Origin of the sequence: Streptomyces sp. NPDC101237 (assembly GCF_044767465.1) — a bacterium.
GTDB classification, from domain to species: domain Bacteria; phylum Actinomycetota; class Actinomycetes; order Streptomycetales; family Streptomycetaceae; genus Streptomyces; species Streptomyces gramineus.
In genome coordinates this window covers 65,698-91,601 of sequence record NZ_JBIWNY010000026.1, presented here as the reverse complement: position 1 = coordinate 91,601, position 25,904 = coordinate 65,698, and the positions used below count along the sequence as shown (strand labels likewise).

Sequence of the window (25,904 nt, the reverse complement as noted above, 5' to 3'; positions counted from 1 at the left end):
CCAGGCCACATCCGTAGAGGACGCACTCACCGCCAGCAGGCAGGCAGAAAGGCCGCCAACCGGGCACGAGGTGGGACGCCTGCCAACGCAGCACCGAAGCCAAAAGCTGCCTCCCCGCGGGTCTGTCAAACGAGCGGTGTTATCGGTGCAGTTGAGGTTACTGACGGGCAGCCGATAGGCGGCCGTCGAAGGTGATGTCGAAGGAGTTCAGCGCGGTCTTCCAGCGCATGGTCCAGCGGGCCCGGCCCTTGCCGGTGGGATCGAGGGACATGACCGCCATGGAGACGCACTTCAGGGCGGCCTGCTCGTTGGAGAAGTGCCCGCGAGCCTTGACCGCCCGTCGGATCCGCGCATTCATCGACTCGATCGCGTTCGTCGTACAGACGATGCGGCGGATCTCGGTGTCGAACCGCAGGAACGGGGCGAACTCTCCCCCAGACTCCGTCCGGGGGCACCCCCACCCAGGCGTTCTCCCACAGCTTCACGATCGCCGGATACTTCCGGCCAGGCATCGGCGAACTCCGCGAACCGGTCCAGGGCGGCCTCCTCGGTCGGCGCCGTATAGACGGGCCTGAGAAGCCGGGCAATCTTGTCCCAGTCCTGGCGGGCGGCATAGCGGAAGGAGTTCCGCAGCAGATGCGCGACACAGGTCTGCATGATCGTCCGGGGCCAGACGGTCTCCACCGCTTCGGGGCAGGCCTTGAGCCCGTCGCAGACCAGCATGAGCACGTCGCTGACGCCGCGGTTCTTGACCTCGGTGAGGATGTGCAGCCAGCGCTTGGCGCCCTCGCCGCCGTCACCGGCCCACAGTCCGAGGACTTCCCGCCGGCCCTCGACCGTGACGGCCAGGGCGACATAGACGGGCCGGTTGGCGACGGCGCCGTCGCGGATTTTCACGTGGATGGCGTCGATGAAGACCACCGGGTAGACGGCATCGGGGGGCAGCTCTGCCATTCGGCCATGCCCTCCAAGACCTTGTCGGTGATGGTGGAGATGGTCTGGCGGGAGACTTCGGCGCCATAGACCTCGGCCAGGTGGGCCTGGACCTCGCCCGTGGTCAGGCCCTTCGCGGCGAGAGAGATGACCATCTCGTCGACGCCGGTCAGGCGCTTCCGCCGCTTCTTGACGACCTTCGGTTCGAAAGAACCGTCGCGGTCGTAGGCCACGGTTATCTCCACCGGGCCCACGGCGGTCAGCACGGTCTTGGAGCGTTTGCCGTTGCGGGAGTTGCCACCGTTCTTGCCTGCCGGATCAATCCCTGGCTGTGTCCGTCTCGTACGCCTCCGCTCTGCGGCTGCTGCGGCGGGTGCCCGTGCCGGAAGTGCGGATCCCGCGGGTGATCGGGGTCGATGACCTCGCCCTGCGGCGCCGGCACAGCTACGCCAAGATCATCATCAACGCCGAGACCGGTGAGCGGATCGAGGTACTGCCCGGCCGCGAGGCCGCCACTTTGGAAGCCTGGCTGCGCGGGCATCCGGGCATCGAGGCGGTGTGCCGGGACGATCGGCCACCTACGCCGAGGCGGTCCGCCGAGCCCTGCCCGACGCGGTCCAGATCAGCGACCGCCGGCACCTGTGGCACAACCTCGCCGAGGCCGTACGCAAAGAAGTCGCCGCGCACAGCACCTGCTGGGCGAAATCGGGCCCGCCCCCGGCTGAAGGGAGACAGGCCGCCACCACCCGCGAGCGCTGGCACCAGGTCCACGCACTGCGCGAGCGCGGAGTCGGACTTCTGTAGTGCGCGCGCCGCCTGAAGCTGGCTCTCAACACCGTCAAGCGCTACCGCAGCCGACGCCGCCCTCACCCTGGCGCACCACAACGGCGGCACCGAAGCCGTCAACAACAAAACGAAGCTGATCAAGCGCCAGATGTCCGGCCGCGCGAGCTTTCCCCTCCTCCGCCACCGCATCCTCCTGGGCTGACCACACCTTCTGTCACCACCGACTACGGAACAGACCCACTCGTTCGACAGTCCCTCATGACGGCCGGGCTTTCGGCATGCGGTGCCGTGCTCGGTGCTGCATACGATGTTGCGCATGCTGATCTACGTTCCGGCGGCCGCAGTGTTCCGTCTGTTCCGCATTTAGCCAGGCTGCACGAGGAAACGCGGTGAGGTCGGGGCTGCCCGGGATCAGGTCGTAGCACGTGTCACCGGAGAGTTCGGCAGTTGATCGGCCCGGGGCCGGCCGAGTGATCATCGAGTCTGTCACGAGTGTGCCCGAGCCTCCGCGGGTGGTGAGCCATCCCTCGGCGACGAGGTCGCCATAGGCGTTGGCCACGGTGTTGCGGGCAAGCCCGAGGTCGTCGGCGAGCCGACAGAAGGAAGGCAGCCGCGTCCCGGCGTCAGGCGGCCGCTGCGGACAGCCTCGCGCACGGCGACGGCAAGCGCGCGGCGCATACTCCCCTCGGCTCGGATCACATCATTCGATGGCCTGTCGCAGCCGCGCTGGGGCGGCGCTACTGCGGGCATCAGGAGACTCGACGGGCATGATGACGGTCAGGCCCGGCGGCCGAAGGTCTGCGGATCCACGGGTTGCTCGGACCTGGGAAGGCCGCGGACCACGAGACGGTAGGAGTCGGTCACGAGCTCCCTCACCAGCTCTTCGTCCACGGTGCCCCCGCCCTCCACCGTGATCCAGTGCCTCTTGTTCATGTGATAGCCGGGGGTGATGTCCTTGTGCCGCTCCCGCAGGGCCGCGGCGTCGTCCGGGTCGGCCTTCAGGATCACGACAGGATGCCCTGGCATGTCGGTCATGAGCATGAATACCTTGCCGCCGACCTTGTAGAGGTCCCAGTCGGGGCCGATGCGGTGCTCCAGGTCGGCGCCGGGCAGGTCAGCGGTGCTGGCGCCCGCCAAATCCTGCAGCTCCTGTCCGTCCATGGTGGTCAACTCCTCGTTCGTCGGGCACCCCGACCGGCCGGGCCAAGGTGGCGTCTTCCTCGTCGCCGCACGAACAGCGGTGCACGCACGGCGGCCGCGGTGACGGCATCCGGTTTCCTGGAATCTGTTCAGGTCCACAACGTCCCGTCGGCTCTGCCGCAGGCAGCTCCCGCCGACCGGGTTTACGGAGCAGTCGCTCCGCTCACGCAGCGATTCGACGTGCGTGGACGCAGAAGGCCGCCCTCTCCAAAGGTACCGCAAGTCCACCGATTTTCGGGACTAAATAGTCCCTTAGTGTCGACTGGTACTCCGCCTTCGACTGAAAGCTGAGCTGCGCACGGGCGCAGAACGGACCGTGTCGGCCTGTGCGGGCGGACGTGGCCTGACCCCGTCCGGACACCCGTGGCTGCCGGGACGCGGCGGAGGTGCCGGCACAGGAGACGGCGACACGACCGTCCGTGGTGCGCCGCCGGGACTCCTCGGTGCCCCACCAACCGTGGGCGACTCAGCGCGCTGAAGGGTCTTCCGTAGGCGAAGCGCCCTCGGTGGGCGCGGCGTAGGCCTTGACGTGGCCGATCGCCATGTCCAGGGCGATCCGCATGGGCTTGACGTCCCGGACCGTCTGGGCGAGGAGGTAGCCCCCCTGCAGGGCGGCCATCAGGCCGGTGGCCAGCTCTTCGGCGTCTGCGTCGACCCTGAGGACTCCCGAGTCCTTCATTCGCTCGAGCCCGGCCACGAGCAGTCCCTCCCAGGTGCCGAAGTGGCGGGCGACCGCGTCGCGCGCCTCTTCGTCCTGGTCGGCCAGCTCGCCGGCGAGGGATCCGAGCGGGCAGCCGTACGCCCCGTTCCGGAGCGCGTTGTGTTCGACCAGCACGTCCCGCCAGCGCTCCAGCCCGCGGAGGGAGTTGAGCCGCTGGAGTAGCTGCTGCTGGCGTTTGAGCAGTTCGGTGGCCTGCAATGCGACGACGTCCCGCACCAGTGCATCCTTGTCGGGGTAGTGGCGGTAGAGCTGGGATTTGCTCGTTCCGCTGGCCGCCCTGACCTCGTCGAGGGTCGTGGCAGACACGCCCCTGACGTACATCATGTCGGCGGCAGCCCTCAGAATGCGCTCCCGAGTTGCCCGCCCGCGCTCGGTCAGCCGGGAGTCGTTTCTGTCGCGCGTCTGTTCCGCCACATGGGCCAGATTACCGCCGCGTACGCTAGCAGGATCGAAAAGGGACCTCAAGGTCCCTTTTTCTGAGAGGTGACTCGCATGGGACTCGATGTGTCCGTGCGCCGGGCAAGGCCGTGCCGGGACCAGCCGCTCGAAGCGTGTGGCGGCGGAGACAGGCGCACGCCTGGAACCGCGCAGCGGATTCAGGTGCGGGCGAAGGACGCGACGTGGTCCAGCGCCATGTCCAGGGCGACGGCCATCGGCTCGGAGCTGTGAGCGTTCTGGGCGAGCACGTAACCTCCCTGCAGGGCCGCGAGCAGACCGGTGCCCAGGCGCTGTGGGTCGGCGTTCTCGGAGAGTACGCCGAGGGCGCGGAGCCGGGTCAGCGTCTCGACGAGCATCCGTCGCCAGGCGTCGAGTGATGCGTTCAGCGCTTGCCGGGACTTCTCGTCGTTGTCGGACAGCTCGATCGACATCGCTCCCAGCGCGCACCCGTACGAGCCGTCCTGCAGTGAGTTCGCCTGGACCAGGGCGTCGCGCCAGCGGCGCAGACCGGCGAGGGTCCGCACGCCGCGCAAGCGCTGTTCCTCGCGGGCGAGGACGAACGTCGACTGCACGTCGATCACGGCGTGGATCAGCGCGCGCTTGTCCTCGAAGTGGTTGTAAAGCTGCGACTTGCTCGTTCCGCTGGCCAGCCGGACGTCATCGAGCGTGGTGGCGGTGACGCCCTTCACGTAGAACAGCTTGGCTGCCGAATCGACGATGCGCGAGCGGGTCTCCAGGCCGCGGGGCGTGCGGCGAACATCGCTGGTTGCGGACACGGTGTCTCCTTCAGGCACGTTACTCACTCGTACTGCTCGGCCGTTCGGTGCATGGCAAGCGTGGCGCCCTCGTTCTCCAGGTGGATCAGTTGTGACACCAATACGACCACGAAGGCTGATCGGTGGGAGATGACCCCTTGTGATTCTTCACGCGGGTGGCGATCGCGGCGCAGCCTGTGGGCAAGGGCCGGACCTGGCCGGCATCGCCCAGGTCCGTGTCCGCCCGCTGCGGCACCCCGGCGCCCGGGGTCGTACCTCCTTGGGGACGGAGGCGGATCGAGGTGCAAGCGGAGTCAGCAGGCCTTGTCGTCGTTCCTACTGAGTCTTACCGCAAGGTGGACTAAATAGTCCACCTATGAAATGAATGCGGGCTAGACAAGGCTGGCGCGAGGCCGCTCCGGTCCCTCGCGCTCCGACCAGCGGGGTCGCTCGCCATGGGGTCTCACCCATGGACTTGACCTGCGCACTTATAAGTCTGGCCCTAGCTCGGGCCGCGCCGAGGTGGCCTAGCGGACGTTTCCCTGCCGAGGGAGGGGTTGCGCACCGGATTCTGGTCTGTATAGTCCTTTCTGTGAGGTGCTCGAGGCGATGGAGAGATCCGGAACTCGGCACCGGAGGAGTCACCGCCCTCAATGGAGGCCACCGGGCGCCAGCGACGCGACCGTCGAGGTCGTGGCGGGCGCCGGAAGAGCCTGCGGTGGAGCTCCGAAGCACAGCGAGCCCGGCTTGGGCTCGACGACTGTTCACACCCCGATCGGAGCTCGATTCACCGTGTCACGACTGAACGTTCCCGCTTCAGAGGATGTGTCTGCCGGCGCGCAGCAGATACTCGGCACCATTGGTGCGCAGCTGGGCTTCGTCCCGAACATGTTCAAGACCCTCTCGTCGAACCCGGCGGTTCTCGAGGCCGTCACGACTCTGCAGGGCACTTTGAGCCGGGTGCTCGACGCGAGGACGCGGCACAGCATCGCCCTGGCCGTTTCGCAGGCCAACGACTGCACCTACTGCCTTGCGATGCACACCTACGTCGCCACCGAATTCGGCGGCATGTCCCGCGACGACATCGAGCTGGGCCGCGTCGGAAGTTCGGTCGATCCCAAGCGTGCTGCGGCCGCCCGCTTCGCTCAGCAGGTGGTCGAGAGCCGTGGACAGGTCAACGACGCCGACCTCGCGGAGGTACGGGGCGCCGGATACACCGACGCTCAGATCCTGGCCATCGTCGCGGTGGCGGTGCAGTTCCTGCTCACCAACTTCATCAACAACGTCAACCAGACGGACCTCGACATCCCCGCCGCCGAATCGCCGGTACGACCGTGCGTCAGTGAACCCGCGCCCTGAACCGCCGGCCCTGCGCGGAAGTCGTCCATGGCCCGCTGCATCTCGCCTGTCGAGGCCGACGCGGCGTCAGAAAGCGCCGTGCGGCCGCCGGCACCCCCACTGAGTCAACGATCATTCAGGAAGGCTCGACATGCCGGGCTCCGAACTCTACGAGCAGTTCATGGCGCTGCACACCCGCGACGGTGGCCTCGTCATGCCCAACGCCTGGGACGGCCTCTCGGCGCTGATGCTGGCCGATGCCGGCTTCGAGGCGATCGCGACCTCGTCCGCGGCGATCGCCGCCACGCTCGGCCGCCTCGACGGACGGCACGAAGTCACCCGCGATGAGCACCTTGAGCATGCGCGGCTGCTCGGCAGTCTCACAGGACTGCCCGTCAACGGGGACTTCGAGGACGGATACGGCGACACGCCCGAAGACGTCGCCGTTACCGTCGAGGCCGCAGTGGAGTCCGGCCTGGCCGGCATCGGAGTGGAGGACACCTCGGGCGATCCCGCGATGCCCATCCGTGACTTCGATGAAGCGGTCCGTCGGGTCCGCAGCGCCGTCGCCGCGTCAAAGGGACGCATCGTCGTCACCGGCCGCACCGACAACTTCATCCAGGGGCGACCCGATCTCGATGACACCATCCGGCGCCTGACGGCCTTCGCCGAGGTGGGCGCAGATGTGGTCTACGCACCGTTCCCACCCGACCTCGACGCACTCGTCGCGATTGTCACCGCGGTCGCCCCGACACCGGTCAATGTCCTGGTGTCTCCGTCGGACAAGGTGCTCACCGTCGCTGAACTGCAGCAGGTGGGGGTCAAGCGCATCAGCTTGGGGCCCCTGCTCTACACCCACGCGATGGGGGCCGCCGAGGAAGCCACGAAGGCGCTCCTCGCAGGCGACCTCGCCTCGGCGACGGCAGGCATGAAATTCGCCCGCGTCAGCGAACTGCTCGCCCGCAGCAAGAACTGACCGGACCAGCACGAATCACAGACTCTTCATCTCGCGATCACACAACACAAAGGCAGGATGACATGGACCTCGGCAAGCTCATGAACAAGCACCTCACCAGGTACTTCGACCCCAGCAAGACGATCCCCGAGGAGACACTCCAGGAACTGCTCGGGTTCCTGCGCTCGACGCCGTCGTCGACGAACGTGCAGCCCAACCACTTCTACGTTCTCGCCACCACCGAAGGCAAGGAGCGGCTGGCGGCCAACCTCGGCGAACGGTTCCAGGACAACAGCGAGAAGATCCTCCACGCCTCGCACACCGTCATCCTCACCACCAGGGCGGACCTTCCCGAGGGCCACCTCCAGGCCGTGTTCGACAAGGAGCGGTCCGACGGCCGGTTCCCTGACCCGGCGAAGCAGGCGCGGTGGGAATCCATGACGCGCGACTTCCTCAACCTGCGCAACTTCGGCTACAAGGACCTGAACCACTGGATGGAAAAGCAGACCTACCTCGCGATGGGTCTGACCATGATGGCGGCCGCTGAGCTCGGCGTCGAAGCCATGCCTCTCGAAGGATTCGACCCCACCAGCGTCGACAAGGCGTTCAAGATCCGCGAAACCGGACACACCACAACGGTGCTGCTGGCCCTCGGCTACCCCGACCCCGCGAAGGTCTACAACAGCCCCATCTCCCGCTTCGAAACCGACCAGCTGTTCACGTTCGTCTGACCGGCCGTGGCCCCCGGCGGGGCCGTCGAACCTTGGCACGGGGCCGGCCCCTGGTAGGCGGCGACGAGCGTCGGGCCACCCTCGGGCAGCCACGGATCTGGAACAGGTCGGTCGAACCGAGCACGAAGACGAAGATCTACCGTGAAGGCGTGCGGAATGTCCCCCTTCGACACCGCCGCCGGATTTGGGTTTCCGGCCTGTGCCCCTGGCCGGCTGGACCGAGTGAAAGGACGACGATCCACTATGAAGGCATGCGGTGTGTCCGAGGCGGAGACGGAAGTCGCCCTGCTGGAACTGCCCGAACCGTCATCTCCCGAGCCCGGCCAGATCCTGGTCGCGGTCGAGGCCGCCGGGGTCGGACCGTGGGACGAACTGGAAATCGACGCTCGCTGGGACGTGGGGCTACGCCTCCCGGCGGCGCTGGGAGTGGAGGGCGCAGGCAGGGTGCTGGCCGTCGGCGCGGGTGTCAGCCAGTTCGCGGTGGGCGACCGGGTCCTCGCGCATGAAGCCCCGCTACCCGGAGGGAGCGGCTTCTGGGCCGAGCGGGTCCTGGTCAACGCGGATCACGCGGCGGCCTGCCCACCAGACCTGGACGCCGCACACGCCGCGGCGCTTCCGGTCAACGGGCTCACCGCGCTACAGGCTCTGGAGAAGCTCGACCTCGGCCGAGGGCAGCGGCTCCTGATCACCAACGGAGGCGGGGGCACCGGCGCCCTGGCCGTCCAGCTCGCCGCGGCCCAGGGCATCGAGGTGACCGCGACCGCGTCTCCCGCCGCCGCCGAGCGCCTGCTCGGGCTGGGAGCGAAGGACGTCGTCGACTACCACGACCCGCACTGGTCGACCGAGGTACGCGGCGGGTTCGACGCCGCCCTCATCATCGCCGCCGGCACGGCGGCCGAGGCCCTGCCCCTGGTGCGTGACGGCGGCCGGCTGTGCTCCCTGACCTCCGACGCGCCGCCGGAGGAGCGAGGCATCACGAGTTGGGACCTCTACATCGAGCCCAACGGCGCGCAGCTCGCCCAGCTGGCCGAGCAAGCCGCGGCGGGAACCCTGGAACTCGCACCGGAACCCCTGCCGCTCAGCGAGGGACCGGCCGCGTTCACCCGGGTGGTTGCCGGACGGGCCGGAGGCAGGAAGATCGTGCTCATTCCGGCCTGACGCGGCCCGGCACCGGCCGATCCCGGTGCCGGGCCGCAGTGCGCTCGGGGCGCGAGCGGCGAGACGGCATGGGACCCGCGAGGCGAGCGGCCTCCCCACCACTGTCTGCAGCAGGCGGCGGGGGCGAACAGAGCTTGTGGAGAAGGAGGAACCACAGATGAAAGCGATCGTGGTCACGGACCCCGCCGCCGGAACCGCGGGGATGACGCTGACGGAATGGCCCGGGCCGGATACGGCGCGCCTCGCCGGCCTGGACGGCGCGAACTACGGCGACGTCGTCGTCGAAGTGCACGCGTCGGGTTTCACCGGGGACGAACTGGAGTGGCCCTCGACCTGGGTCGATCGCCTCGGCCGGGATCGGACGCCATCGATCCCCGGACACGAGGTGGCAGGCGTGGTCACCGCGCTCAGCTATGGCACGGCAGGGCTGTCGATCGGGCAGCGCGTGTTCGGTCTCACGGACTGGACCCGTGACGGCACCCTGGCGCAGTACGTCGTCGTCGAGGCGCGCAACCTCGCGCCGCTGCCCGGGGACATCGACTTCACGGTCGGCGCGAGCGTCGCGATGACGGGCCTGACAGCCTGGCAGGGCCTGTTCGAGCACGGGCACCTCTCGGTGGGGCAGAGCGTGCTCGTGCACGGCGCCGCCGGAGCCGTCGGATCGATGGCGGCCCAGCTCGCGCGAGAGGCCGGTGCCTACGTCATCGGCACCGGACGCGCCGCCCACCACCAGAGCGCACTCGACTTCGGGGCGCACGAGTTCGTGGACCTGGACAACGACACGCTGGAAGACGTCGGCGGAGTCGACTTCGTCTTCGACGTATTCGGCGGCGACGTCGGTGCCCGATCGGCCCGGCTGGTGCGAGGTGGAGGAACGTTCGTCACCGTCACCGGCCCACCGGAGGTGCGGCCGGCCGACGGCCTGGCGGTCGACTTCGTAGTCGTCCCGGACCGCGCTCAGCTGGGCGAGATCGCCCGGCGGGTGCGGGCGGGACAACTGCGGACACACATCGGCCAGGTAGCGAGCCTCGACGACGCCGTCGCCGCCTTCAACCCGTCCCAGAAGGTCGGCGGAAAGACAATCATCCGCATGCGGTGAAGGTGTGGACGACATCTCACGCAACCCGAGATGGGTTAGGGGTGTCGTCGTCCGTACCGGCCTGGCCGCACAGGAAGAGGCTCGCCACCAGGTCTCCCGGGCCCACGAGCAGCGGGTTCCTCTTGCGCGGCGCCCTCACTGCACCCGCACGCGCACAGCCACCCGCATGCAGATCAGGTGCCCGGCGCTATCGCGCACGCTGAGACGCAGACCCAGGTCCCCCCACGCTTCTGATACGCGTCCGTGTAGAGGGCCTCCTGCTCGGATCCATCAGCGAGCACGGTGTACTTGCTGCGGCCATGTATGAGCGCAACGTCACCGAGGATTCGGATCTTGACGTTATCTACCGAAAGGTCCTTGAAAGGGCGCGGCTTAGCGATGTATTCCAGGAACTCGGCACGGTTCCGTGTGACGCCTGGAGTCTGCACGATAAAGTCCTCGGCGAGAAACTCACTGAACCGCTTGACATCGTTGTGCTGATCCGACAGGACGTAGTCGTTGTTCAGCTGATCAAGGATTTCCAGATCCTCGGAAGATGGCTTGAAGTCATTCATCTTCCCTGCCCCATCTGCGTAAGCTCGATTTCCCTTTGGGGATGGATTCTCGATCCGCGGCAATGCATGCCCCGGGTCGGACGCCTTGCATAAAAGGCAAAAGTCGCCAGGTGTCAGCAGGTGAACGATGATTGGTCACCACTGACCTCATCTCAGCCCGAGTCTACCCGCCCTTCCAGAACTCCCGAAGCTAAGGCCGTATGCGGTGCGGGCCTGCGCTCATCGGAGCAGCACTGCACAACGGGCAACGCAAAATTACGGAATGTGCACATTGGTAGGATGCTGAGCAGGGGAGAGAATATGCAGTCCGTTCCTCGGGGAATTTCGAAGGCGAGCGCCGCCAGCCCGGGCGCCTCGACCGTCAATTCCTCTCCTGCGACCCAGCGTTCGCAGCAGTCATCTGGAGCCTTCCATGCGCGTGTTCGTCACCGGGGCCAGCGGCAGCATCGGCTCAGTCGTAGTGCCCGAACTCATCGCTGCAGGTCACGAAGTCCTTGGCCTCGTCCGTTCCGACGCCGCAGCCGCGGACGTTGCCGCGGCTGGTGGGACACCGCTCCACGGCGACCTCACCGACCTGGACAGCCTCCGCACCGGCGCCACGCAGGCCGATGGTGTCATCAACCTCGCCTTCAGCAACGACTGGAACAACTTGGAGCAGGGCATCGATGAGGAAGGGCGGGCCGTCCAGACGCTCGGGGCGGCGCTCGCAGGCAGTGGCAAGCCGTTCGTGCATGCCGGCCTCACGCCGATGATGCCAGGCCACATCTCCACTGAAGAGGACCCCAACACCACGGTCGGTCCTGTCGGTGGCCGCGGTCGCACCGCCGACGCGGTGCTGGCGCTGGCAGCCCAGGGTGTCCGGTCCTCCGTAGTACGGCTGCCACGCTCCGTGCACCAGCGTGGTGTGCAGTACGGCTTCTGTTCGGTGCTCATTGCCGCCGCGCAGAAAACAGGCGTGTCGGCGTACGTAGGAGACGGCGCCCAGCGATGGCCGGCGGTTAACCGGCGTGACGCCGCCGTGCTGTTCCGCATCGCACTCGAAGACGCTACGCCGGGCACGGTCCTTCACCCGGTAGCCGACGAGGGCGACACTATGAGGTCGCTCGCCGAGACCATTGCCGGTGTCCTTGGGGTGCCGGTCGAGTCGGTGCCACCTGAGCGCTTTGGCGTCATCGGTCACGTATTCGCCCTTGACATGCCATCGTCGAGTGCCCTGACCCGGGAACGATTTGGCTGGCAACCCACCCCTCCAAGCCTGATCGACGACCTCGCTGCCGGCGACTATCCTTCATGAACCGCGATGACGTGCAGCTCTCCGCCGACCCGAGACACGCGTGATCGACTCTGCTGGGAGGAACGTCTCATTCAGAGTCATACCTCGAAGATGGGTAGTGAGGGGCGAATGGACGCCTCGGACGAAATTCTTCAGATGGCCACACCGTCGGCTCTTCTGGCCCTGGACGGAGCCATGCGCCGCCTCAACGTGCCGATGGCCAGGGTACTGGGCAGGCCAGTGGAGCAGTGTGTGGGTCATAGGTTTGGAGATCTATTGCCCGCGAGTCAGCTGACTGCGGTCGAGAGTCTCGTTTCCCACGCCGCCACGACAAACACGGTTGCGATGCGAGTGCTGGAGTTCCCAGGGCCAGCTTCAGCATCCGTCGTCTGCCTTGTCGAGGCGCGACGAGTGAATGACCCGGTAGGTGGCGGGGCGCTGGTGTGGGTGCACTCTCTGAACGCAAGCAACGACCGGGGCGGGCTGTTGATCCCGTTCCGTCTGGCGGCCAAGGCCGCCAACCTTGGTCTCTGCATGTATTCATCGCAGGAGCGCACGCTGGAGTGGCTGGGAGGCGCACCCGCCTTGGCGGCGCTGTTCCCGAAGGCCTCAATACCCCTGTCCGAGGTGGTTCGGCGAGTCCACCCTGATGACCGCAGTGTTCTTCGGCGGCTGGTGCATTTGACGGCCGCCCGGTCCCCGTGGCTCGGGTTGCGGTTCCTCACCGATGGAGATGGCTGGCATTTCCTGGTGTGCCGGGCTCGTCGGATCATTCTGGGATCTGGCGGACCAGAGCGGGTCTTCGGAGTGATCCGCGATGACACCACACGGCAGGCGCGACGGCGGAGAGCGCTGGTCGCGCTGACTGCTGAACGCCAGCGCGCCGACGAGATCGCGGCCTTCTCCTCCGCTGTGATGACCGCAGTCACAGAGCAAGAAATACAACAGGTCGTTCTGACCCGGCTCGCCGCGACGTTCGGTGGTACCGGCGCCGCGCTGGCTCTCATCAGCAACGGCCGGCTACGCGTTTCCTCCGATGCCGGCATCCCGATACCATTGGCCGCCCTTCACGGCCTCCCCCTGGACGCCCCCAGCGCGCTGCCCCACGTAATCCGCACTGGTGAGCCGCAGTTCATTCCAAACCAGGAGGACTACATCCGCCGATGGCCGCACGGGGCCATGGTGCCGTACTTCGACCAACTCGTCACCGGCTACGCCATCTCAATCAACCCCCTCAGCCCGAGCGGAGATCAGCCCCTCGGAGCCTGGCTGGTGACCTACGACAGCGAACACCACTCGTCCCCGCAGGAGCGGGCCCTCATGGGCACGCTTGCGGACCTCGCAGGTCAGGCACTGAAGAGGGTCAGGTTGCAAGAGGCGCGAGTCGAGCTGGCGGCGGCGCTCCAGCAGGCCATGCTCCCCACGCTGCCCGAGCACCTTCCGGGCCTGGAGGCCGCCGCCTGTTACCGACCGAGCCGCGACGGGCTCGACATCGGCGGCGACTGGTACGACGCCTTCGTCATGTCCGACGGGGCCATCGCTCTGGAGATCGGTGACGTCCAAGGGCACGATGTGGACGCTGCTGCAGCCATGGGACAGGTGCGCGCATCCATGCGCGCGATCGCTGCCCACGAAACGGATCCCGCAACCGTACTGACGCGCACCAACGACCTGCTTGTTTCGATGGGCGCGGCACGATTCGCCAGCTGCACCATGCTGCGCATCACCCCGGACAATGGACGAGTCACCGGCGCTAGCGCCGGCCACGTGCCCTTGCTGTACGCGCGCGACGACGGCAGTCACAGCATCCGTGAGATGCCGGGGGGACCGGTGCTGGGGGTCTTGCCAGCCGTCGACTACGCCGAAGAAACCTTCACGCTGACCAGGGATGCCGCGCTGGTAATGGTCACCGACGGAGTGGTCGAAGGGCCGGGCCTGACATTGGACGCCGGACTGGAGCGGGCCGGAACGCTGGCCGCCCAAGCCATCCACGGTGGGCTGAACGCCGAGGAAACAGCCGATCGCCTTCTCGACGCCGCGGTCGCGGTAGACCACCTCGACGACGTGGCCGTGCTGATCATCCGACGCACATGACGTCTTCTGCGTCCGCTCACATGGGTTTTGGTTCTGGCTCAGTTTGTGTGGCGAGGGCACGCTGAGTAACCGGTTGGGGATGGGAGCCCAGGCTGGCTGGGCTCTCGTCATGAGCGGTCCGGTGGTGGTGATTGAGTTGGCGGAGCCCGTCCCACTCGTATCCATCCAGCGGCTCCGGGAGCTCCTTGTCCGTTCCTCATCGCACTTTGAGGAGAAGCGGGTCGGCGAGTACGACCTGAACATTCACGCAGAGAGCCTCGGCATCGCCGACACCGGGGGCGTCGACGGACGCCGGCCTGTCATGGTCTCTCTCATCGGACGTGGCATCGGCGACGAGGCCATCTTCGAGGCCGAGCACGCCGACGAAGTCGACCAGGAACCCCTCATCGGCTTCACCCCGACGCACGCCGTCGACGTCCTAGCGTTCTGCAACAGGCCGGTCGACCACGTCGTCACGGCCCTGCTGACCGCTGCTGTCATGGACGTGATCGGCGGCATCGCCAATGCCGAACTTCTTGAGGATCAAGTCCCGATCGTGACCTACCTTCCAGGCATCATCGCGACGATGACGGATCCGTGGCCTGCCGCCTACGGTTCGGCGGAATTCCTCAGAGCGTGGGCTCGGCAGCCCGGCTTCCGGCTCCTGAAGTAGTCGCAGACCAGCTGGTTTTAGGCCAGAAGTACACGTTTGCGTAACAGGGTGAAGCCAGCGCGGCCGAACATCTGACGCTTGAGCATCTTGATCCGGTTGACATGGCCTTCGACGACTCCAGAGTTCCAGGTCAGGGTGAGGCCGGCGATCACTGCATCGCGGTCGCGATCGATACCTGCCGCAAGCGTGTGGAGACTCGGGAGGCCATCCTGTTTCACGGGCTCGAGCCAGTCCGGTAGTCGCTCGCCCCGGCGTTCGGTGAGCATGGTCGCGAAGGATCGGACGTGCCTGGTGAGGGCGTCGATCTCGGGGCAGTTGGCCCGGACGTTCTTCAGTTGGAGTTGCTCGGCATCGGACAGGTTCTCCGGGCGGCGCGGAACCCATCCGGCGACTGCCCGGGGTGAGGGCGGCCGGGCTGTCACGGGTCGTGGCGAGGTGCGCTTCTGGCAGAGGGAGGCGCGAACGCGCTGTTAGCTGCCCTGGTAGCGGAGCGGGACGATCTCCTTCCACAGCTTCCAAGCGTTGGTGCAACCGTCGTTCCGGCGGGTGTCGAGGTAGGTCTTGTACTCGTCGAGGACGGATGTCCGTGCCGGCCACTGACCGGAGCAGAGGTCTTCCGGCTTGGCAGCGTCCGCGTACCGTTTGACGATTCGGCTCGTCATGCCGAGTTGCCGCTGGATCGCGCGACGGCTGTGTCCTGCCTCCACCAGGGCATGGACGGTGGCGTGAACGGTTCGGGTTCGGTCGGCGAACCGGTGCCCGGTCGGCCATGGCGAATTGGACGACTCCTCTGCAGGGTCGGGCTCCACCTCGGTCGTTTCCGGCGCCTCGGGGACCAACACGCTCAGGCACTGACGGTGCTGGGCGATGCTCCGCTCAGCGGCCTCGCTGAGGTTGTGCCAGAGATGCCACCGGTCCGCGACCTGCACGCCTTGCGGTGCGCCGGCGGTGGCGCCCTCGGCCCAGAACGGGGCGCGGTCCCGGCATACGACCTCGATTCCTGGCCGTTCGGCCAGCCACGCGGCCAGGCTCGATGACTCCCGGTCAGGCAGCAGGTCGACCGGCCGACGGGTCTCGACGTCCACGGGGGTAATGCCGTAGTTCCGGCCTTTGCGGGTGGCGTACTCATCGACGCCGACCACTCGTGGGGCGGGCACCTCCGGCTCGGGAAGTGCGTCGATCAGCCGCAGGACCGTGCTGCGGCTGATCGGCACGCCGACGACGTGGGCCAGGCGGGCGCCGGCCCGGCCCGCGAGGCGAGACCGATCGCGGCCAGGGTCGAGCGAAGCCGCTCGGTCCGCTGACCGTGGATCCCGGTGTGCGGCACGTACAAGATCCCGCAGAATACCTCGCGGTCCGGCCATGCCTTGCGGCCGGGATACCGGAACCTGCGCTCACGCTGCGGCAGCAACGGCTCCAGACGGTCCCAGAGTTCATCCGCCACGATCCACACCGATGTCCCCACGTCCAGTCGAACGCTCAACTCCAGCACCGGACAACGCCATCGGGGCCGATCCGCCTCATTGTGTTCGCCGTTGTAAGCAGGACCGAACGGCTTCCCAGGCCCTGACGTTCCTCCAGGCGAGGGCATGAATTCCCCGTACGGGGAAACCGGATCCCTAAGAGATCGTCACCGAATTCGGTGACAGCTACAAAGCCCCGACACCTCTGCGGGGTATGAATTCCGACGAGGGAGATACAGCATGAGTGACAGCCTCTGGGGCTACCAGCCGACCGTCGGCTTCGCAGCGGGTCTCGACCTGATCGGATACAAGGTCGAGGCCACCGACGGCAGCATCGGCAAGGTCGACAGGCACTCGGACGACGTCGACTCCGCATACCTCGTCGTCGACACCGGCGTATGGATCTTCGGCAAGCACGTGCTCCTCCCGGCCGGCACCGTGAAGACGGTCGACCAGGCCGAACGGAGGATCTACGTCGACCTCTCCAAGGACCAGATCAAGGACTCCCCCGAGTTCGACAAGGACAAGCACGCCGACGACGCCGACTACCACGAGCAGATCGGCGACTTCTACCGGAACCACCGCCGTATCTGACCCGAGCGCTTACACGGAGCGGGGTCCGCGGACACCTGTTCGCGGGCCCCGCTTCGGTGTGCCGGCGTCGCTGGGCGGCGGCGATGTCGGCCGGTAACGGTTCACCGAGCTTGCGGCTCCGCGCGCGGCCGGGGTGAAGGAACGGGCGATGTCCTGTGCCGGTGCGCGCACGCCGCTTCGGTGGGGTGCCGGCACGCTTGGCGGCCGCCGTCGGCATGGGTCCGGCCGATCTGTGAGCGTGCCTGTCTCGCCTGCTCTGCGGTGGGGTTCGCGGTAGAAGTGGTACTCACCTCGCGGTGCGTCCGCAGGAATCCGCCCAGACGACGCCCCCATGCCGTACCGAGCACTGGACCCAGCACGGTACCTGCGCCCAGGCTGCCGCCTGCCAGGCTCGATTCGGAGACGAGAGCCGAAGGCATGTGGTGCCTGTGTCCCAGTGCGGCTGCGGTTATCGGGCCGGCTGTCCACAGAGTGTTGGCCCCGTGCGCAGACCCCTGCGACGAACCAGGCCGTGACTGCGCTCGACCAGCCCACTCCGGTCACCGCGTCCTGGTCCTGGTCCTGGTGCCGACGCTCGATCTGCTGGTGTCGATGGCGGCCGCATGGCGCGCGGACGGCCGTCACGGCGCGATGATCGGCGTCTGCTCCCTGCGCGGCGCCGACAGCCATGGCCTGCCCTGCACGACCGACGCCGAGTGCGGGTATGGGACCTGATGGTCGTTGATGAGGCCCAGCGGCGGCGGCCGGCCCGCTGCGGTTCAACAACGAACGCGAACCGGCCGCCCTCGCGCGCATCGAGGTGGCCACTTGGCCGCGCGAGACCGGCAACACCAAACTGCCGGTGCCGTACACGTACATGTCGCCGGAGGACTGGGGAGACCGGTGCACATCCGCTGCGGGCGCGGGTCGCCGATCAGCGCCGGTATTACGCGGCCGGACCCCTGGAAGCCTCACGCGGCGAGTAGTCGGAGACACTCAGCATGGTGTGGGCCGTGCAGGTCTCCGCGTGAATAGCCCGCCTCGCGGTCGCCCGCGCCTGCACCGACACCCACTGCCCCCCACCACCACCACGGCCCTCTGGCACGGCTCCCCATCGGGGTGTGGCTGAAGAACCAGCACGCAGCCATCCGGAAGGCAGCGGGGAACACCGAACGGCGAGACGGGTGCAGCCGCGCCCAGCGCCCTCTTCGCGGTCAACGTGGGCCGGCCCTCCGCTCAGAGAGCAGTGCCGGCCGACGACGTCCTCACCGCGCTGGACCTGTGCACCGCTCACCGGGCAGCTTCAGCCGAGCGCGTCGAGGGCGACCTCCGCGACCGCTGCAAGCGAGGCCCGGTCGGGGTTGATGGCACCCAGCACCCTCAGGCCGTGGAGGGTCGCGACGAGATACCGCGCGAGGTCGCGGGGGCTGCGACCGGCGGGCAGTTCACCCTTCGCCCGGGCCGCCACGATGACCTCGTACAGCCCGTCCTCGATTGACGTGGTCGTGACGCGTACATGGGCGGCGACCCTGGGGTCATGGGCGATGCGCTCCATCGCGGCACCCACGATGAGGCAGGCCCTGTGACTGCCGTCCTCCACGATCGTGTCGACGGTGCCGAGAAGGACCTCACGGATCAGTTCACGAGCCGGGGCGCCGGCGCGCAGAATGTCGACCAGAGGCACGGCGTGCTGCTCGCGGTAGCGGTCCATGGCAGCGAGATACAGCCCCTCCTTGCTGCCGAAGGCGGCATAGAGCGACCCCCGCCCCACGCCGGTGGCCGCCACCAGGTCCTGCACGGACGTGCCCTCGTAGCCCTTGGCGCGAAAGGCGTCCATTGCCGCCTGCACCGCCGCGTCGGTGTCGAACTCTCTGACCCTGGCCATGCCGACCAGGGTATCCGGATCAGGAATGATCAGTCAATTAATACTGCGGGGCGCGATCATGGCTCGCACATCGAATGATTCACCGCCCGCCGGGTACCAAGGCAGGCGTTTATTGACTCCTCGTTCCAGATAGTGTCCACTGGGGAACGCGGCCAGGCTGACAGCAACGATCCGGTCTGCGGCCCCCCTGGCCCGGGACGTTCGCCCAACCCGGCCCGCCCGCCCCCGACACACGCACACCCGGCCGACCGGCCCCCGCAGGAGCAGACACATGACTACCATCGGTATCGGCATCATCGGCGCGAGCCAGCACGGCTGGGCCTCGATCAGCCACGTCCCCGCGCTCAAGGCGCTTCCGGACTTCGAACTGCGCGCGGTCAGCACTTCGCGCCAGGAGTCCGCCGACGCCGCCGCGGCCGCCTTCGGCGTGGAAGCGGCCTACGACAACCACGCGGAGCTGATCGCCAGCCCAGGCGTGGACGTCGTGGTCGTGGCGGTCAAGGTGCCCCACCACCGGGAGCTGGTCTCGGCCGCGATCGACGCGGGCAAGACCGTGTACAGCGAGTGGCCGCTCGCACTGGACGGGGCGGAGGCCGCCGACCTGGTCCGCCGCGCCGAGACCGCCGGCGTGCGCACCGTCATCGGCCTCCAGGGCCGCTACCACCCCGAGCTGCGCTACGCCCGCCGGCTGATCGCCGAGGGCAGGATCGGCCGGGTCATCGGCACCGCCATGATCGGCTCGGGCATGGTCTGGGGACCGCAGACCACTCGGGCGCACGCGTACTGGTACGACAGGAACCAGGGCGCCACTCCCCTGACCGCCGCCGCCCTGCACGCCATTGACGCGCTCAGCGCGACCCTCGGGGAATTCACCCACCACTCGTCCAACCTCGTCGTGGGGCGCCGGGAGGTCACCGTGGCCGAGGACGGCAGCATCCTGCCGGTGACCGCGGCCGACCAGATCTCTCTGATCGGCACACTGGAGGGCGGGGCGGCCGCGTCGGTCTTCTACCGCGGCGGCACCTCGCGTGGTGACAACTTCCGCTGGGAGATCAATGGCACCGACGGCGACCTCGTTCTCACCGCGGAATGGGGGAACATGCAGATCGCCGACCTCACCCTGCAGGGTGGCTTCGGTGACGACGCCGCCGTCTCCCCGATCGAGGTACCCGCCGCATACCGCGCCGACATCCCCGAGGAGCTCGCGGGTCCTTCCCGGAACGTGGCCGCGCTCTACGCGCACCTGGCCCGCGACCTGCGTGACGGCACCCAGACCGTCCCGGACTTCTCCTACGCCCTGGCCCGCCACCGGCTCATCGACGCCATGCAGGACCCCTCGGCCTGACCTGGAAACCGACGTGAACAGGCTCACCTGCACGGTTGCCGACGAGAGGCCGTGAGCCCTCGACCTGATCGAAAACCCCGGTCAAGGGCTGTCAGTGCACGTGGCCGGTGAACCGATCCAGCAGGAGAGCGACGCTGACGGCCGAGGTACGGGACGGGAACAGGTTCCACGGGGGTGTATGTCGTACCAGGGAGCCGTGGACGGGTTGCCGATCCGGCGGGGCAGGCTGCCGCTCCGACCTGTAGCGGCCGGCTACACCCGCTCGCCGCGGGTCCTGCCCTCCCGGACGTGCGCGCAGGCCATGAGACCGAGCAGGACAGCCAGCAGAACAGCCGAGGAACCGGCCGTGCCGAGGTCCAGGCCGCCTTTGGCGGCCGGCTTGGTCAGGAAGTCGCCGGTTGTCGCGCCGAGCGGGCGGGTGAGGACGAACGCGATCCAGAACAGCAGGACGTTCGGCACCGCGGGCATCTTCATCAGGGCGACCAGTACGGCGAGCGCCCCGGTCACCAGGAGTGCGCCACCCGCGTAGCCGAGGCCGGAGCTGTCGGACAGGAAATCGCCCATGGAGGTGCCGAGCGTGTTGGAGACCAGGATCGCCGACCAGAACAGCGCCTCGCCGCGCAAGGTGACGATGTCTCGGATCCGGAAAGTCATCCCGCTCAGCTTCCAGACGGCGAAGATGACCAGCAGGATCGAGATGAGGATCGCCGCGCCCGTCGGATAGCCGAGGCCGAGGCCCTGCGGCCCCCACCCGAGTGAGGTGGCACCGCCGGACAGGTACCTGGTGCTGGCGTCTCGGTTCATGAAGTCGGACATCGTGGTGCCGGCCATGCTGGTCGACAGAATGACCGTCCAATAGAAGAAGGGGTTGTAGCGGCGGGACCTGAGCTGGACGACGAGGGTCACCACGAAGACCAGGAACAGCGCGATCGTGGTGAGGAAGTAACCCAGCTTCAGGGTCTGGGAGAAGAGGTCGCCGGCCGTCTCGCCCAGGGTGGTCGCCGCGATCTTCATGATCCAGAAGGCGAGGGTGACCTCGGGCAGTTTCTTCGTCACCGACGTCGTCGTGCTCGCGACGTCGGGATCGGTGAGATCGTTCTGCTGCTGCAAGGTGAGGGGCTCCTTGTGCGGTCGCACGGTACGACGCTCGCCCGGCAGTGGGATCGAGCACCGTGCCATGTGGGCGACCGCGCCGAGGCGATCGCGATCAACGACCTTGGCAGCTTCGACCTGACAATCCCCTCAAGGCCTGGCCCGCCCCTGTTCAGGCGGCGTGGCGCGAGATGAGTCGCAGCTGCGCGACGTCCCTCCAGGTCATCGTCCGATGCGCCACCAGACCGATGACGTCACCGCGCAACAGCGACCCCGTGACGACGGCGCCCAGGCCCGTCCCGCCGCCGACCGGCTGCGAGAGGCGGTCACCGACGTGCCGTCTCGGCCGGTGCCGGCGCCGGCCGGGACCATCGCGATGCGTTCGGCACCGCCCGTGCGGCGGTGCGGCGGACGGCGCTGAGGGCTAACCGGGGCAAGGCGGGCCCAGCGGGCCAGCACGATCCGGCCTTCACGACGTTGCTGCGCCGACGCCGCGGATTGCGCCGCCATGGCGGTGACACGGCCGGTGACGGGGTGGCGGTCATGGCGGCCTCCAGTGCCGGGTGCCGTCCTGCGACCCCTTCCGCGTCGGTCGGCCGACCGCGCCGGCGCACGGGCCGAGCGGCCCGGACGGCGGTCGGGATGTGCCTTCCACCGAGAGAACTCCTCCAGGGTGCGCGGCGGCCACCCGCCTCACCCGTGTGGTGCCGCCGGCCGGTGGGCAGTCCGGGTCCAGGCTGCCACCGGATTCCTCCGCTGGGCGCAGGGGGCCGCGTCCAGCCGCGCCTGCTGCGCTTCCGTCAGCTCGTCCAGCCAGGGCCGCGTCCGACGCTGGCGCTGGGAACAGCCCTCTGTCAGCGGTCCCGACGACCTGTGTGCCGGGCGTCATGAGGCGGCCGGGGCTTTCGGCCTGCGGTGCCGTACAGGGTGCTGCATACGATGGGACGCATGCTGATCTACGTTCCGGCGGCTGCGGTGTTCCTTCTGTTCTGCATAAGAGTGGTGCGCGAGCGGCGCAGGGTCGGCAACGCCGTCTTGCTCGGCCTGTCTCTTGTGCTGGCTCTGGCCGGTTCGCTGTTGATCCTCGCGCGGCGACGTCCTGAACTCGCCTGGAACATCTTCGTCGTCCTGGCCGCCGTGGTGGCGCTGGGGGTCGTCGTCCTGGCTTGCTTCCTGCTCGTCAACGGTGTCGGGATGGTCCGCAGGGAAGGGTTCGGCCTGGGGAATCTGCTGTCGCTGCTCGCGGGTGCGGGGCTGATGACGGTGCTCACGCTCGTCGGCGCGGCGGTGGTGGGGCGCGGTCCCGCGCTGGTGTCCGCGGCCGTGGTGGTGTCCGTCGTCGCGGGGTATGCCGGGTTCTTGTTCCTGTGCTTCCTCGGGTACGCCTTTGTCTACGGGCGTTTGCCGCTCAACCGTAAGGCTGACTTCGTGGTGGTGCTGGGGTCGGGTCTTACGGGTGGTTCCACGGTGCCGCCGCTGCTGGCGCACCGGTTGGAGCGGGGGCGGGCCGTGTACGAGGGGATCAGCGGGCGTGGTGGTCGTCCGGTGCTTGTCGTTTCCGGAGGGCGGGGATCGGACGAGGAACTCCCTGAGTCGCATGCCATGGCCGCGTATCTGGTCGAGCGTGGGTTTCCGTCCGCGTCTGTCGTGCGTGAGGACCGCTCGGCGAGCACGGAGGAGAACCTGCGGTTCAGCAGGGAGATCATGGAGGAGGCGTGCCCCGGGTACCGGTGTGTGATCGTCACGAGCGATTACCACGTCTTCCGCGCTGCGGTGACTGCGCGTCGGGAGGGTGTGCGGGGCAATGTTGTGGGGTCTCGCACTGCCGCTTATTTCTGGCCGAGTGCGGCTATCCGGGAGTTCGTTGCGTTGTGTGTCACCTACTGGCGTACGAATGCGGCTGTGTGCGTTGTCCTGCTGCTCGGCGGGGTTGTCGTGTATCTGCTGCGCTGATCGATTCGCCGGGTCGGCAGCCGTGTCGTAGGGGGCGCCCGGTGCGCGCGGGTGCGGTTGGCTCGAAGGGGTTGGGGGCACGCGGATGTCGGTCGCGCGGTGGGCGTTCGTGTTCTGTGTGGCGGCGGGTCGTGGGGCGGGAGGGGGTGCGTGTCAGAGGGATGTCCGATGTCGGCGCTCGGTGCGCTTTTTCAGCCAGAGAGGCAGTGCGTACCAGCAGAGGGTGAACCAGAGAAGGACACCGCCGGCGAGGATTTCGGCGAGCTGGTTGGGCAGTACGACGTGGAGGATCAGCAGGACGGTGCCGCTGATGGTGAGTGCGAGGAGGACGAGGCCGGTCACCATCAGACGTCCGGCGACGGCCACCAGGTCGTCCTTCATCTGTTCGCCGGTCAGCAGCCGGTGCAGGGAGACCGGTGCGATGAGGGCGCCGGTCGCGGCCGCTCCGAGGATCACCGTCAGCACGTAGACGGTGGTGTCGAAGGCGCCGAGGTCACCGAAGCGGGGGGTGAACGCGACGCTGAGCAGGAAGCCGAAGAGGATCTGCACGCCGGTCTGGGCGACGCGTGTCTCCTGCAGGATCTCCGCCCAGCGTCGGTTGACCCTCTCGTGGGCGTCTTCCTCGTTCTTGGGCTGTGCCTTGTGTGGCGTAGGTGCTTGTCTCTCGGCTGGCGTGGCAGTCATGGATGGCCTCCTTGGTGTGGAGGTCGGATGCCCGCGAAGCGGAAGATTACAAGTCGACGGGTGGGCAGGAGACCGGTGTTGGGGCGGACGGCGTCGCGCGGGTGTCGTCTGTGGTCGTGTGTGCGCCGCCGGGGGTGTGGGGGAGGTCGGGGCGGCGGGAGCGGGATTCCGGCTCTGTGCGGGGTTCTTAGGCTGTTGTCCGTCGGACGTGGTACTGCCAGCGTGTGAGTGACCGGACGATGGTCTCGGCGCCGATGGGGTTGGCGCTGTGGACGAAGACGGTTCCGATGCGGAAGGGGTGGCCGTTGAAGGCGGCTTCCTCCATGAGAGTGACAACGGGCAGGATGCTGTCGTCGCCGCCGAGGTCGTGGTCGAGCCACAGTTCGTCGATGTAGCGGTCGTGGTGTTCTTGCAGGAGTTGGATGCCCTCGTCGCTTGTGCGGGCGATCCGGGTGGCTCTCGGCAGGGGGCGGAGGTCGTCGATGCCGAGGATGACGGGGGTCGGTCGAGGCGAGTCGTCTTTCACTCCGGCCATCCTTGACAGGGGGGAGGCTGTGGGCGGCGTGGAGGGCCCGACGCGGAGCGTACGCCGGCCGGCGGTCACCAGTCGGCGGTGGCGGTCGGATCGACCTCGCAGTGGTCGACCTCGTCCAGGGCTCCTCCCGCCCCGGCGACGGCCACCCGGAACGTCTTTCTGCTCTTCGCGGGCACCGTTACCTGGTGGGTGGAGTCGATGAGGGTGAAGCCGTTGCCGGCCTTGAAGCTGACCTTCGCGGTGAAGACGGCTTCGCGCGCGTTCGGATTCCTGACCTCGACGGTGGCGTAAGGGTCCTCCACGCTCGCACAGCGCACGAGCACCGCAGTGCCGTTCTTCAGCGGCGCGGCGGACGCGGAAGGGGACGCCGTCGAGGTGGAGCGGTGCGTGGGCTGCGAACGGCGTGTTCCACCGCCGGACGCCCCGCTGGTACGCGTCCCACCACCGTCCGACGTGGAGACCGGCGTGGAACTGTCGTGGTCCTGGTGGGGGCTGCTGCAACCACCGCCGTCGCTGCTGTGACCGCCGCGGCCTCTATGGCTGTGGGTGTGGCCCGACGAAAAGCCGGTCAGGGCCAGGACGACCATGGCCGCCATAACTGTGAATCTGAGCCTACGTCCCCGTGTGTACATGCCGTCACCCTAACGAGGAGCGCCAACTCCAAAGATGCTCCCCCTCGATACCGCCTTTTCAGGGTCGAAGCCGTAGAGGAAGAGCGACTCGAAGTCGGCCGGACAGGTCCCGGCTCGTCACACGGGAAAACCGGCATCCGCCCAGCGCTCACCACGTCGCCCGCACAGCCGCGAAGATCACGACCCTCTTCGCGACCTTCGAAACGGAAAGCCGCCTGTGCGCATCACTCACACTCCGCACCCCCCGATCGGCCCGCGGCCGTAGCCATGGGCGCGCGCCCCGCCGACGACCGGGGAGGTGCGCGGCGGGCCGAACAGCCTCTGGCAGGTCAGGCGATCTCGGAGTCGATGCCGGTGATCACCGCGGGGCCGAGCGGCACCCTCTCCGCGTCGATCCCGGCGTCCCGCAGCGCGGTATCCGCAAGCCGGCGCGCCGAACGCTCCGCGTCCGCATTGCTGTCCGCTTCCACGGTGAGCCGCAGAGCGAAGGTGTCGTCGTCGTTGACGGTGAGCACGTCCAGGTCCTCGGCGCTGCCCATCCTGGTGCCGTGCGGATCCGCGGGCCGCAGCGCCCGCCCCAGCCGCTGGCGTGCCGCCCCGTCGACACCGGCGGTGAAGGTACCGGGCACAGTGATCACGTAGGTAGTCATGACGATCCTTCCATCAGGTGCCACACCACCTACCCCCGATCACGGCAAGGATTACGTCCACACCCCAGGGCGGACCGGCCCACGCGGAGCGCGGTCTCACAGACGGGCCGTCGTGGTTGCGGCGCCAGCTTCGGATCAGGGTGGCACGGCTGGACAGGTACGACGTGCGCGCGGCGAGTTCGGCTTGGGCTTCGATCACGCCTTCCTCCTGGGGCAACTGGGCAAGGAGGGGGCGGATCAGTCACGAAATGTTGCCCTCGGTGCGGGTCGGTGCGGGTGATCGATGGCGTTTCGGCGAGACCACATCCCGGTCGGCGACGGCGGCCGCTGGGTCGAAGCCCGCACGCACGCCGAACTCCTCGCCCCAGGCGGGCCTACCCCTTCCTGGCACACCCCTCCCGAGGA

At 67.9% G+C, this 25,904-nt stretch carries 24 protein-coding genes and 4 pseudogenes; 14 read left to right on the top strand and 14 right to left on the bottom strand.

The window, feature by feature from the left end; all coding sequences use genetic code 11:
- Window positions 1–157: 157 nt before the first annotated feature.
- A pseudogene (locus tag ACIRQ9_RS31860) lies at window positions 158–1,253 on the bottom strand (IS256 family transposase); the annotation flags it as partial.
- On the opposite strand from ACIRQ9_RS31860, the pseudogene ACIRQ9_RS31855 reads away from it, so the two are divergent.
- Window positions 1,253–1,836 (top strand): annotated as a pseudogene (locus ACIRQ9_RS31855) (transposase); the annotation flags it as partial. The pseudogenes ACIRQ9_RS31860 and ACIRQ9_RS31855 overlap by 1 nt on opposite strands.
- 139 nt (window positions 1,837–1,975) lie before the next feature.
- Here ACIRQ9_RS31855 and ACIRQ9_RS31850 read toward each other — a convergent pair.
- The 4 genes from ACIRQ9_RS31850 to ACIRQ9_RS31835 form a co-directional block, all read right to left on the bottom strand.
- A complete protein-coding gene (locus tag ACIRQ9_RS31850) occupies window positions 1,976–2,329 on the bottom strand; it encodes a GntR family transcriptional regulator (RefSeq protein ID WP_404181342.1) in 354 nt (117 codons plus the stop codon).
- 167 nt (window positions 2,330–2,496) lie between these two features.
- A complete protein-coding gene (locus ACIRQ9_RS31845; RefSeq protein ID WP_404181242.1) occupies window positions 2,497–2,880 on the bottom strand; it encodes an MmcQ/YjbR family DNA-binding protein in 384 nt (127 codons plus the stop codon).
- 505 nt (window positions 2,881–3,385) lie between these two features.
- On the bottom strand, window positions 3,386–4,054 hold the full coding sequence (locus ACIRQ9_RS31840; protein ID WP_404181239.1) for a TetR/AcrR family transcriptional regulator: 669 nt from the start codon (window positions 4,052–4,054) through the stop codon (window positions 3,386–3,388).
- Between the two features lie 182 nt (window positions 4,055–4,236).
- The gene (locus ACIRQ9_RS31835) at window positions 4,237–4,854 is read right to left on the bottom strand and encodes a TetR/AcrR family transcriptional regulator (RefSeq protein WP_404181235.1); all 618 of its coding nucleotides are present in this window, start codon (window positions 4,852–4,854) and stop codon (window positions 4,237–4,239) included.
- A gap of 771 nt (window positions 4,855–5,625) precedes the next feature.
- Between ACIRQ9_RS31835 and ACIRQ9_RS31830 the strand changes: the two genes are divergently transcribed.
- The 5 genes from ACIRQ9_RS31830 to ACIRQ9_RS31810 all read left to right on the top strand — a co-directional run bounded on the left by ACIRQ9_RS31830 (window position 5,626) and on the right by ACIRQ9_RS31810 (window position 10,114).
- Complete coding sequence (locus ACIRQ9_RS31830; RefSeq protein WP_404181232.1) at window positions 5,626–6,192, top strand: carboxymuconolactone decarboxylase family protein; 567 nt, start codon at window positions 5,626–5,628, stop codon at window positions 6,190–6,192.
- A 130-nt stretch (window positions 6,193–6,322) separates the two neighbouring features.
- A complete protein-coding gene (locus tag ACIRQ9_RS31825; protein ID WP_404181229.1) occupies window positions 6,323–7,147 on the top strand; it encodes an isocitrate lyase/phosphoenolpyruvate mutase family protein in 825 nt (274 codons plus the stop codon).
- Between the two features lie 62 nt (window positions 7,148–7,209).
- Complete coding sequence (locus tag ACIRQ9_RS31820; protein WP_404181226.1) at window positions 7,210–7,857, top strand: nitroreductase family protein; 648 nt, start codon at window positions 7,210–7,212, stop codon at window positions 7,855–7,857.
- 258 nt (window positions 7,858–8,115) lie between these two features.
- Window positions 8,116–9,015 (top strand): NADP-dependent oxidoreductase, encoded by a 900-nt coding sequence (locus ACIRQ9_RS31815; protein ID WP_404181223.1) that lies wholly within the window; start codon window positions 8,116–8,118, stop codon window positions 9,013–9,015.
- 157 nt (window positions 9,016–9,172) lie between these two features.
- On the top strand, window positions 9,173–10,114 hold the full coding sequence (locus tag ACIRQ9_RS31810; RefSeq protein ID WP_404181220.1) for an NADP-dependent oxidoreductase: 942 nt from the start codon (window positions 9,173–9,175) through the stop codon (window positions 10,112–10,114).
- A gap of 173 nt (window positions 10,115–10,287) precedes the next feature.
- On the opposite strand, the gene ACIRQ9_RS31805 is transcribed toward ACIRQ9_RS31810, so the two are convergent.
- Complete coding sequence (locus ACIRQ9_RS31805; protein ID WP_404181217.1) at window positions 10,288–10,668, bottom strand: nuclear transport factor 2 family protein; 381 nt, start codon at window positions 10,666–10,668, stop codon at window positions 10,288–10,290.
- Between the two features lie 412 nt (window positions 10,669–11,080).
- On the opposite strand from ACIRQ9_RS31805, the gene ACIRQ9_RS31800 reads away from it, so the two are divergent.
- From ACIRQ9_RS31800 to ACIRQ9_RS31790, 3 genes are all read left to right on the top strand, one after another.
- Entirely contained in the window at window positions 11,081–11,962 is an 882-nt protein-coding gene (locus ACIRQ9_RS31800; protein WP_404181214.1) for an SDR family oxidoreductase, read from the top strand.
- Between the two features lie 108 nt (window positions 11,963–12,070).
- Window positions 12,071–14,035 carry a SpoIIE family protein phosphatase gene (locus ACIRQ9_RS31795; RefSeq protein WP_404181211.1) on the top strand — a complete coding sequence of 655 codons (1,965 nt, stop codon included), beginning with the start codon at window positions 12,071–12,073 and terminating at the stop codon, window positions 14,033–14,035.
- A gap of 109 nt (window positions 14,036–14,144) precedes the next feature.
- Entirely contained in the window at window positions 14,145–14,687 is a 543-nt protein-coding gene (locus tag ACIRQ9_RS31790) for a DUF6368 family protein (RefSeq protein WP_404181208.1), read from the top strand.
- A gap of 26 nt (window positions 14,688–14,713) precedes the next feature.
- Here ACIRQ9_RS31790 and ACIRQ9_RS31785 read toward each other — a convergent pair.
- Both ACIRQ9_RS31785 and ACIRQ9_RS31780 read right to left on the bottom strand, forming a co-directional pair.
- A pseudogene (locus tag ACIRQ9_RS31785) lies at window positions 14,714–16,051 on the bottom strand (ISL3 family transposase); the annotation flags it as partial.
- Window positions 15,997–16,179 (bottom strand): annotated as a pseudogene (locus ACIRQ9_RS31780) (transposase); the annotation flags it as partial. The pseudogenes ACIRQ9_RS31785 and ACIRQ9_RS31780, both read right to left, overlap by 55 nt.
- Before the next feature lie 211 nt (window positions 16,180–16,390).
- On the opposite strand from ACIRQ9_RS31780, the gene ACIRQ9_RS31775 reads away from it, so the two are divergent.
- The gene (locus ACIRQ9_RS31775; RefSeq protein WP_404181205.1) at window positions 16,391–16,744 is read left to right on the top strand and encodes a PRC-barrel domain-containing protein; all 354 of its coding nucleotides are present in this window, start codon (window positions 16,391–16,393) and stop codon (window positions 16,742–16,744) included.
- Window positions 16,745–17,308: 564 nt separating this feature from the next.
- Window positions 17,309–17,458 carry a hypothetical protein gene (locus ACIRQ9_RS31770; RefSeq protein ID WP_404181202.1) on the top strand — a complete coding sequence of 50 codons (150 nt, stop codon included), beginning with the start codon at window positions 17,309–17,311 and terminating at the stop codon, window positions 17,456–17,458.
- A 568-nt stretch (window positions 17,459–18,026) separates the two neighbouring features.
- Here the strand turns inward: ACIRQ9_RS31770 and ACIRQ9_RS31765 are convergent.
- Complete coding sequence (locus ACIRQ9_RS31765; RefSeq protein ID WP_404181199.1) at window positions 18,027–18,608, bottom strand: TetR/AcrR family transcriptional regulator; 582 nt, start codon at window positions 18,606–18,608, stop codon at window positions 18,027–18,029.
- A gap of 271 nt (window positions 18,609–18,879) precedes the next feature.
- On the opposite strand from ACIRQ9_RS31765, the gene ACIRQ9_RS31760 reads away from it, so the two are divergent.
- Complete coding sequence (locus tag ACIRQ9_RS31760) at window positions 18,880–19,953, top strand: Gfo/Idh/MocA family protein (RefSeq protein WP_404181196.1); 1,074 nt, start codon at window positions 18,880–18,882, stop codon at window positions 19,951–19,953.
- 252 nt (window positions 19,954–20,205) lie between these two features.
- On the opposite strand, the gene ACIRQ9_RS31755 is transcribed toward ACIRQ9_RS31760, so the two are convergent.
- On the bottom strand, window positions 20,206–21,063 hold the full coding sequence (locus ACIRQ9_RS31755; RefSeq protein ID WP_404181193.1) for a hypothetical protein: 858 nt from the start codon (window positions 21,061–21,063) through the stop codon (window positions 20,206–20,208).
- Window positions 21,064–21,993: 930 nt separating this feature from the next.
- Here ACIRQ9_RS31755 and ACIRQ9_RS31750 point away from each other — a divergent pair.
- Window positions 21,994–22,998 carry a YdcF family protein gene (locus tag ACIRQ9_RS31750; protein WP_404181190.1) on the top strand — a complete coding sequence of 335 codons (1,005 nt, stop codon included), beginning with the start codon at window positions 21,994–21,996 and terminating at the stop codon, window positions 22,996–22,998.
- Between the two features lie 153 nt (window positions 22,999–23,151).
- On the opposite strand, the gene ACIRQ9_RS31745 is transcribed toward ACIRQ9_RS31750, so the two are convergent.
- From ACIRQ9_RS31745 to ACIRQ9_RS31735, 3 genes are all read right to left on the bottom strand, one after another.
- Complete coding sequence (locus ACIRQ9_RS31745; protein WP_404181187.1) at window positions 23,152–23,682, bottom strand: DUF6328 family protein; 531 nt, start codon at window positions 23,680–23,682, stop codon at window positions 23,152–23,154.
- Between the two features lie 187 nt (window positions 23,683–23,869).
- Window positions 23,870–24,208 (bottom strand): cyclic-phosphate processing receiver domain-containing protein, encoded by a 339-nt coding sequence (locus tag ACIRQ9_RS31740; protein ID WP_404181184.1) that lies wholly within the window; start codon window positions 24,206–24,208, stop codon window positions 23,870–23,872.
- A gap of 74 nt (window positions 24,209–24,282) precedes the next feature.
- Window positions 24,283–24,519, bottom strand: coding sequence for a hypothetical protein (locus ACIRQ9_RS31735; protein ID WP_404181181.1), 237 nt, complete (start codon window positions 24,517–24,519; stop codon window positions 24,283–24,285).
- 25 nt (window positions 24,520–24,544) lie between these two features.
- Here ACIRQ9_RS31735 and ACIRQ9_RS31730 point away from each other — a divergent pair, with 25 nt between their 5' ends.
- On the top strand, window positions 24,545–24,739 hold the full coding sequence (locus tag ACIRQ9_RS31730) for a hypothetical protein (RefSeq protein ID WP_404181179.1): 195 nt from the start codon (window positions 24,545–24,547) through the stop codon (window positions 24,737–24,739).
- Between the two features lie 439 nt (window positions 24,740–25,178).
- Here ACIRQ9_RS31730 and ACIRQ9_RS31725 read toward each other — a convergent pair whose 3' ends face one another.
- Window positions 25,179–25,499, bottom strand: coding sequence for a hypothetical protein (locus ACIRQ9_RS31725; protein WP_404181176.1), 321 nt, complete (start codon window positions 25,497–25,499; stop codon window positions 25,179–25,181).
- Between the last annotated feature and the right edge of the window lie 405 nt (window positions 25,500–25,904).

What these genes read in the sequence shown, in the direction of transcription:
- ACIRQ9_RS31760 (WP_404181196.1), top strand. Translation starts at nt 18,880, where the DNA reads ATGACTACCATCGGTATCGGCATCATCGGCGCGAGCCAGCACGGCTGG.
- ACIRQ9_RS31800 (WP_404181214.1), top strand. Translation starts at nt 11,081, where the DNA reads ATGCGCGTGTTCGTCACCGGGGCCAGCGGCAGCATCGGCTCAGTCGTA.
- ACIRQ9_RS31805 (WP_404181217.1), bottom strand. Translation starts at nt 10,668, where the DNA reads ATGAATGACTTCAAGCCATCTTCCGAGGATCTGGAAATCCTTGATCAG.
- ACIRQ9_RS31810 (WP_404181220.1), top strand. Translation starts at nt 9,173, where the DNA reads ATGAAAGCGATCGTGGTCACGGACCCCGCCGCCGGAACCGCGGGGATG.
- ACIRQ9_RS31795 (WP_404181211.1), top strand. Translation starts at nt 12,071, where the DNA reads ATGGACGCCTCGGACGAAATTCTTCAGATGGCCACACCGTCGGCTCTT.
- ACIRQ9_RS31790 (WP_404181208.1), top strand. Translation starts at nt 14,145, where the DNA reads ATGAGCGGTCCGGTGGTGGTGATTGAGTTGGCGGAGCCCGTCCCACTC.
- ACIRQ9_RS31750 (WP_404181190.1), top strand. Translation starts at nt 21,994, where the DNA reads ATGCTGATCTACGTTCCGGCGGCTGCGGTGTTCCTTCTGTTCTGCATA.
- ACIRQ9_RS31765 (WP_404181199.1), bottom strand. Translation starts at nt 18,608, where the DNA reads ATGGCCAGGGTCAGAGAGTTCGACACCGACGCGGCGGTGCAGGCGGCA.
- ACIRQ9_RS31775 (WP_404181205.1), top strand. Translation starts at nt 16,391, where the DNA reads ATGAGTGACAGCCTCTGGGGCTACCAGCCGACCGTCGGCTTCGCAGCG.
- ACIRQ9_RS31745 (WP_404181187.1), bottom strand. Translation starts at nt 23,682, where the DNA reads ATGACTGCCACGCCAGCCGAGAGACAAGCACCTACGCCACACAAGGCA.
- ACIRQ9_RS31825 (WP_404181229.1), top strand. Translation starts at nt 6,323, where the DNA reads ATGCCGGGCTCCGAACTCTACGAGCAGTTCATGGCGCTGCACACCCGC.
- ACIRQ9_RS31725 (WP_404181176.1), bottom strand. Translation starts at nt 25,499, where the DNA reads ATGACTACCTACGTGATCACTGTGCCCGGTACCTTCACCGCCGGTGTC.
- ACIRQ9_RS31820 (WP_404181226.1), top strand. Translation starts at nt 7,210, where the DNA reads ATGGACCTCGGCAAGCTCATGAACAAGCACCTCACCAGGTACTTCGAC.
- ACIRQ9_RS31845 (WP_404181242.1), bottom strand. Translation starts at nt 2,880, where the DNA reads ATGGACGGACAGGAGCTGCAGGATTTGGCGGGCGCCAGCACCGCTGAC.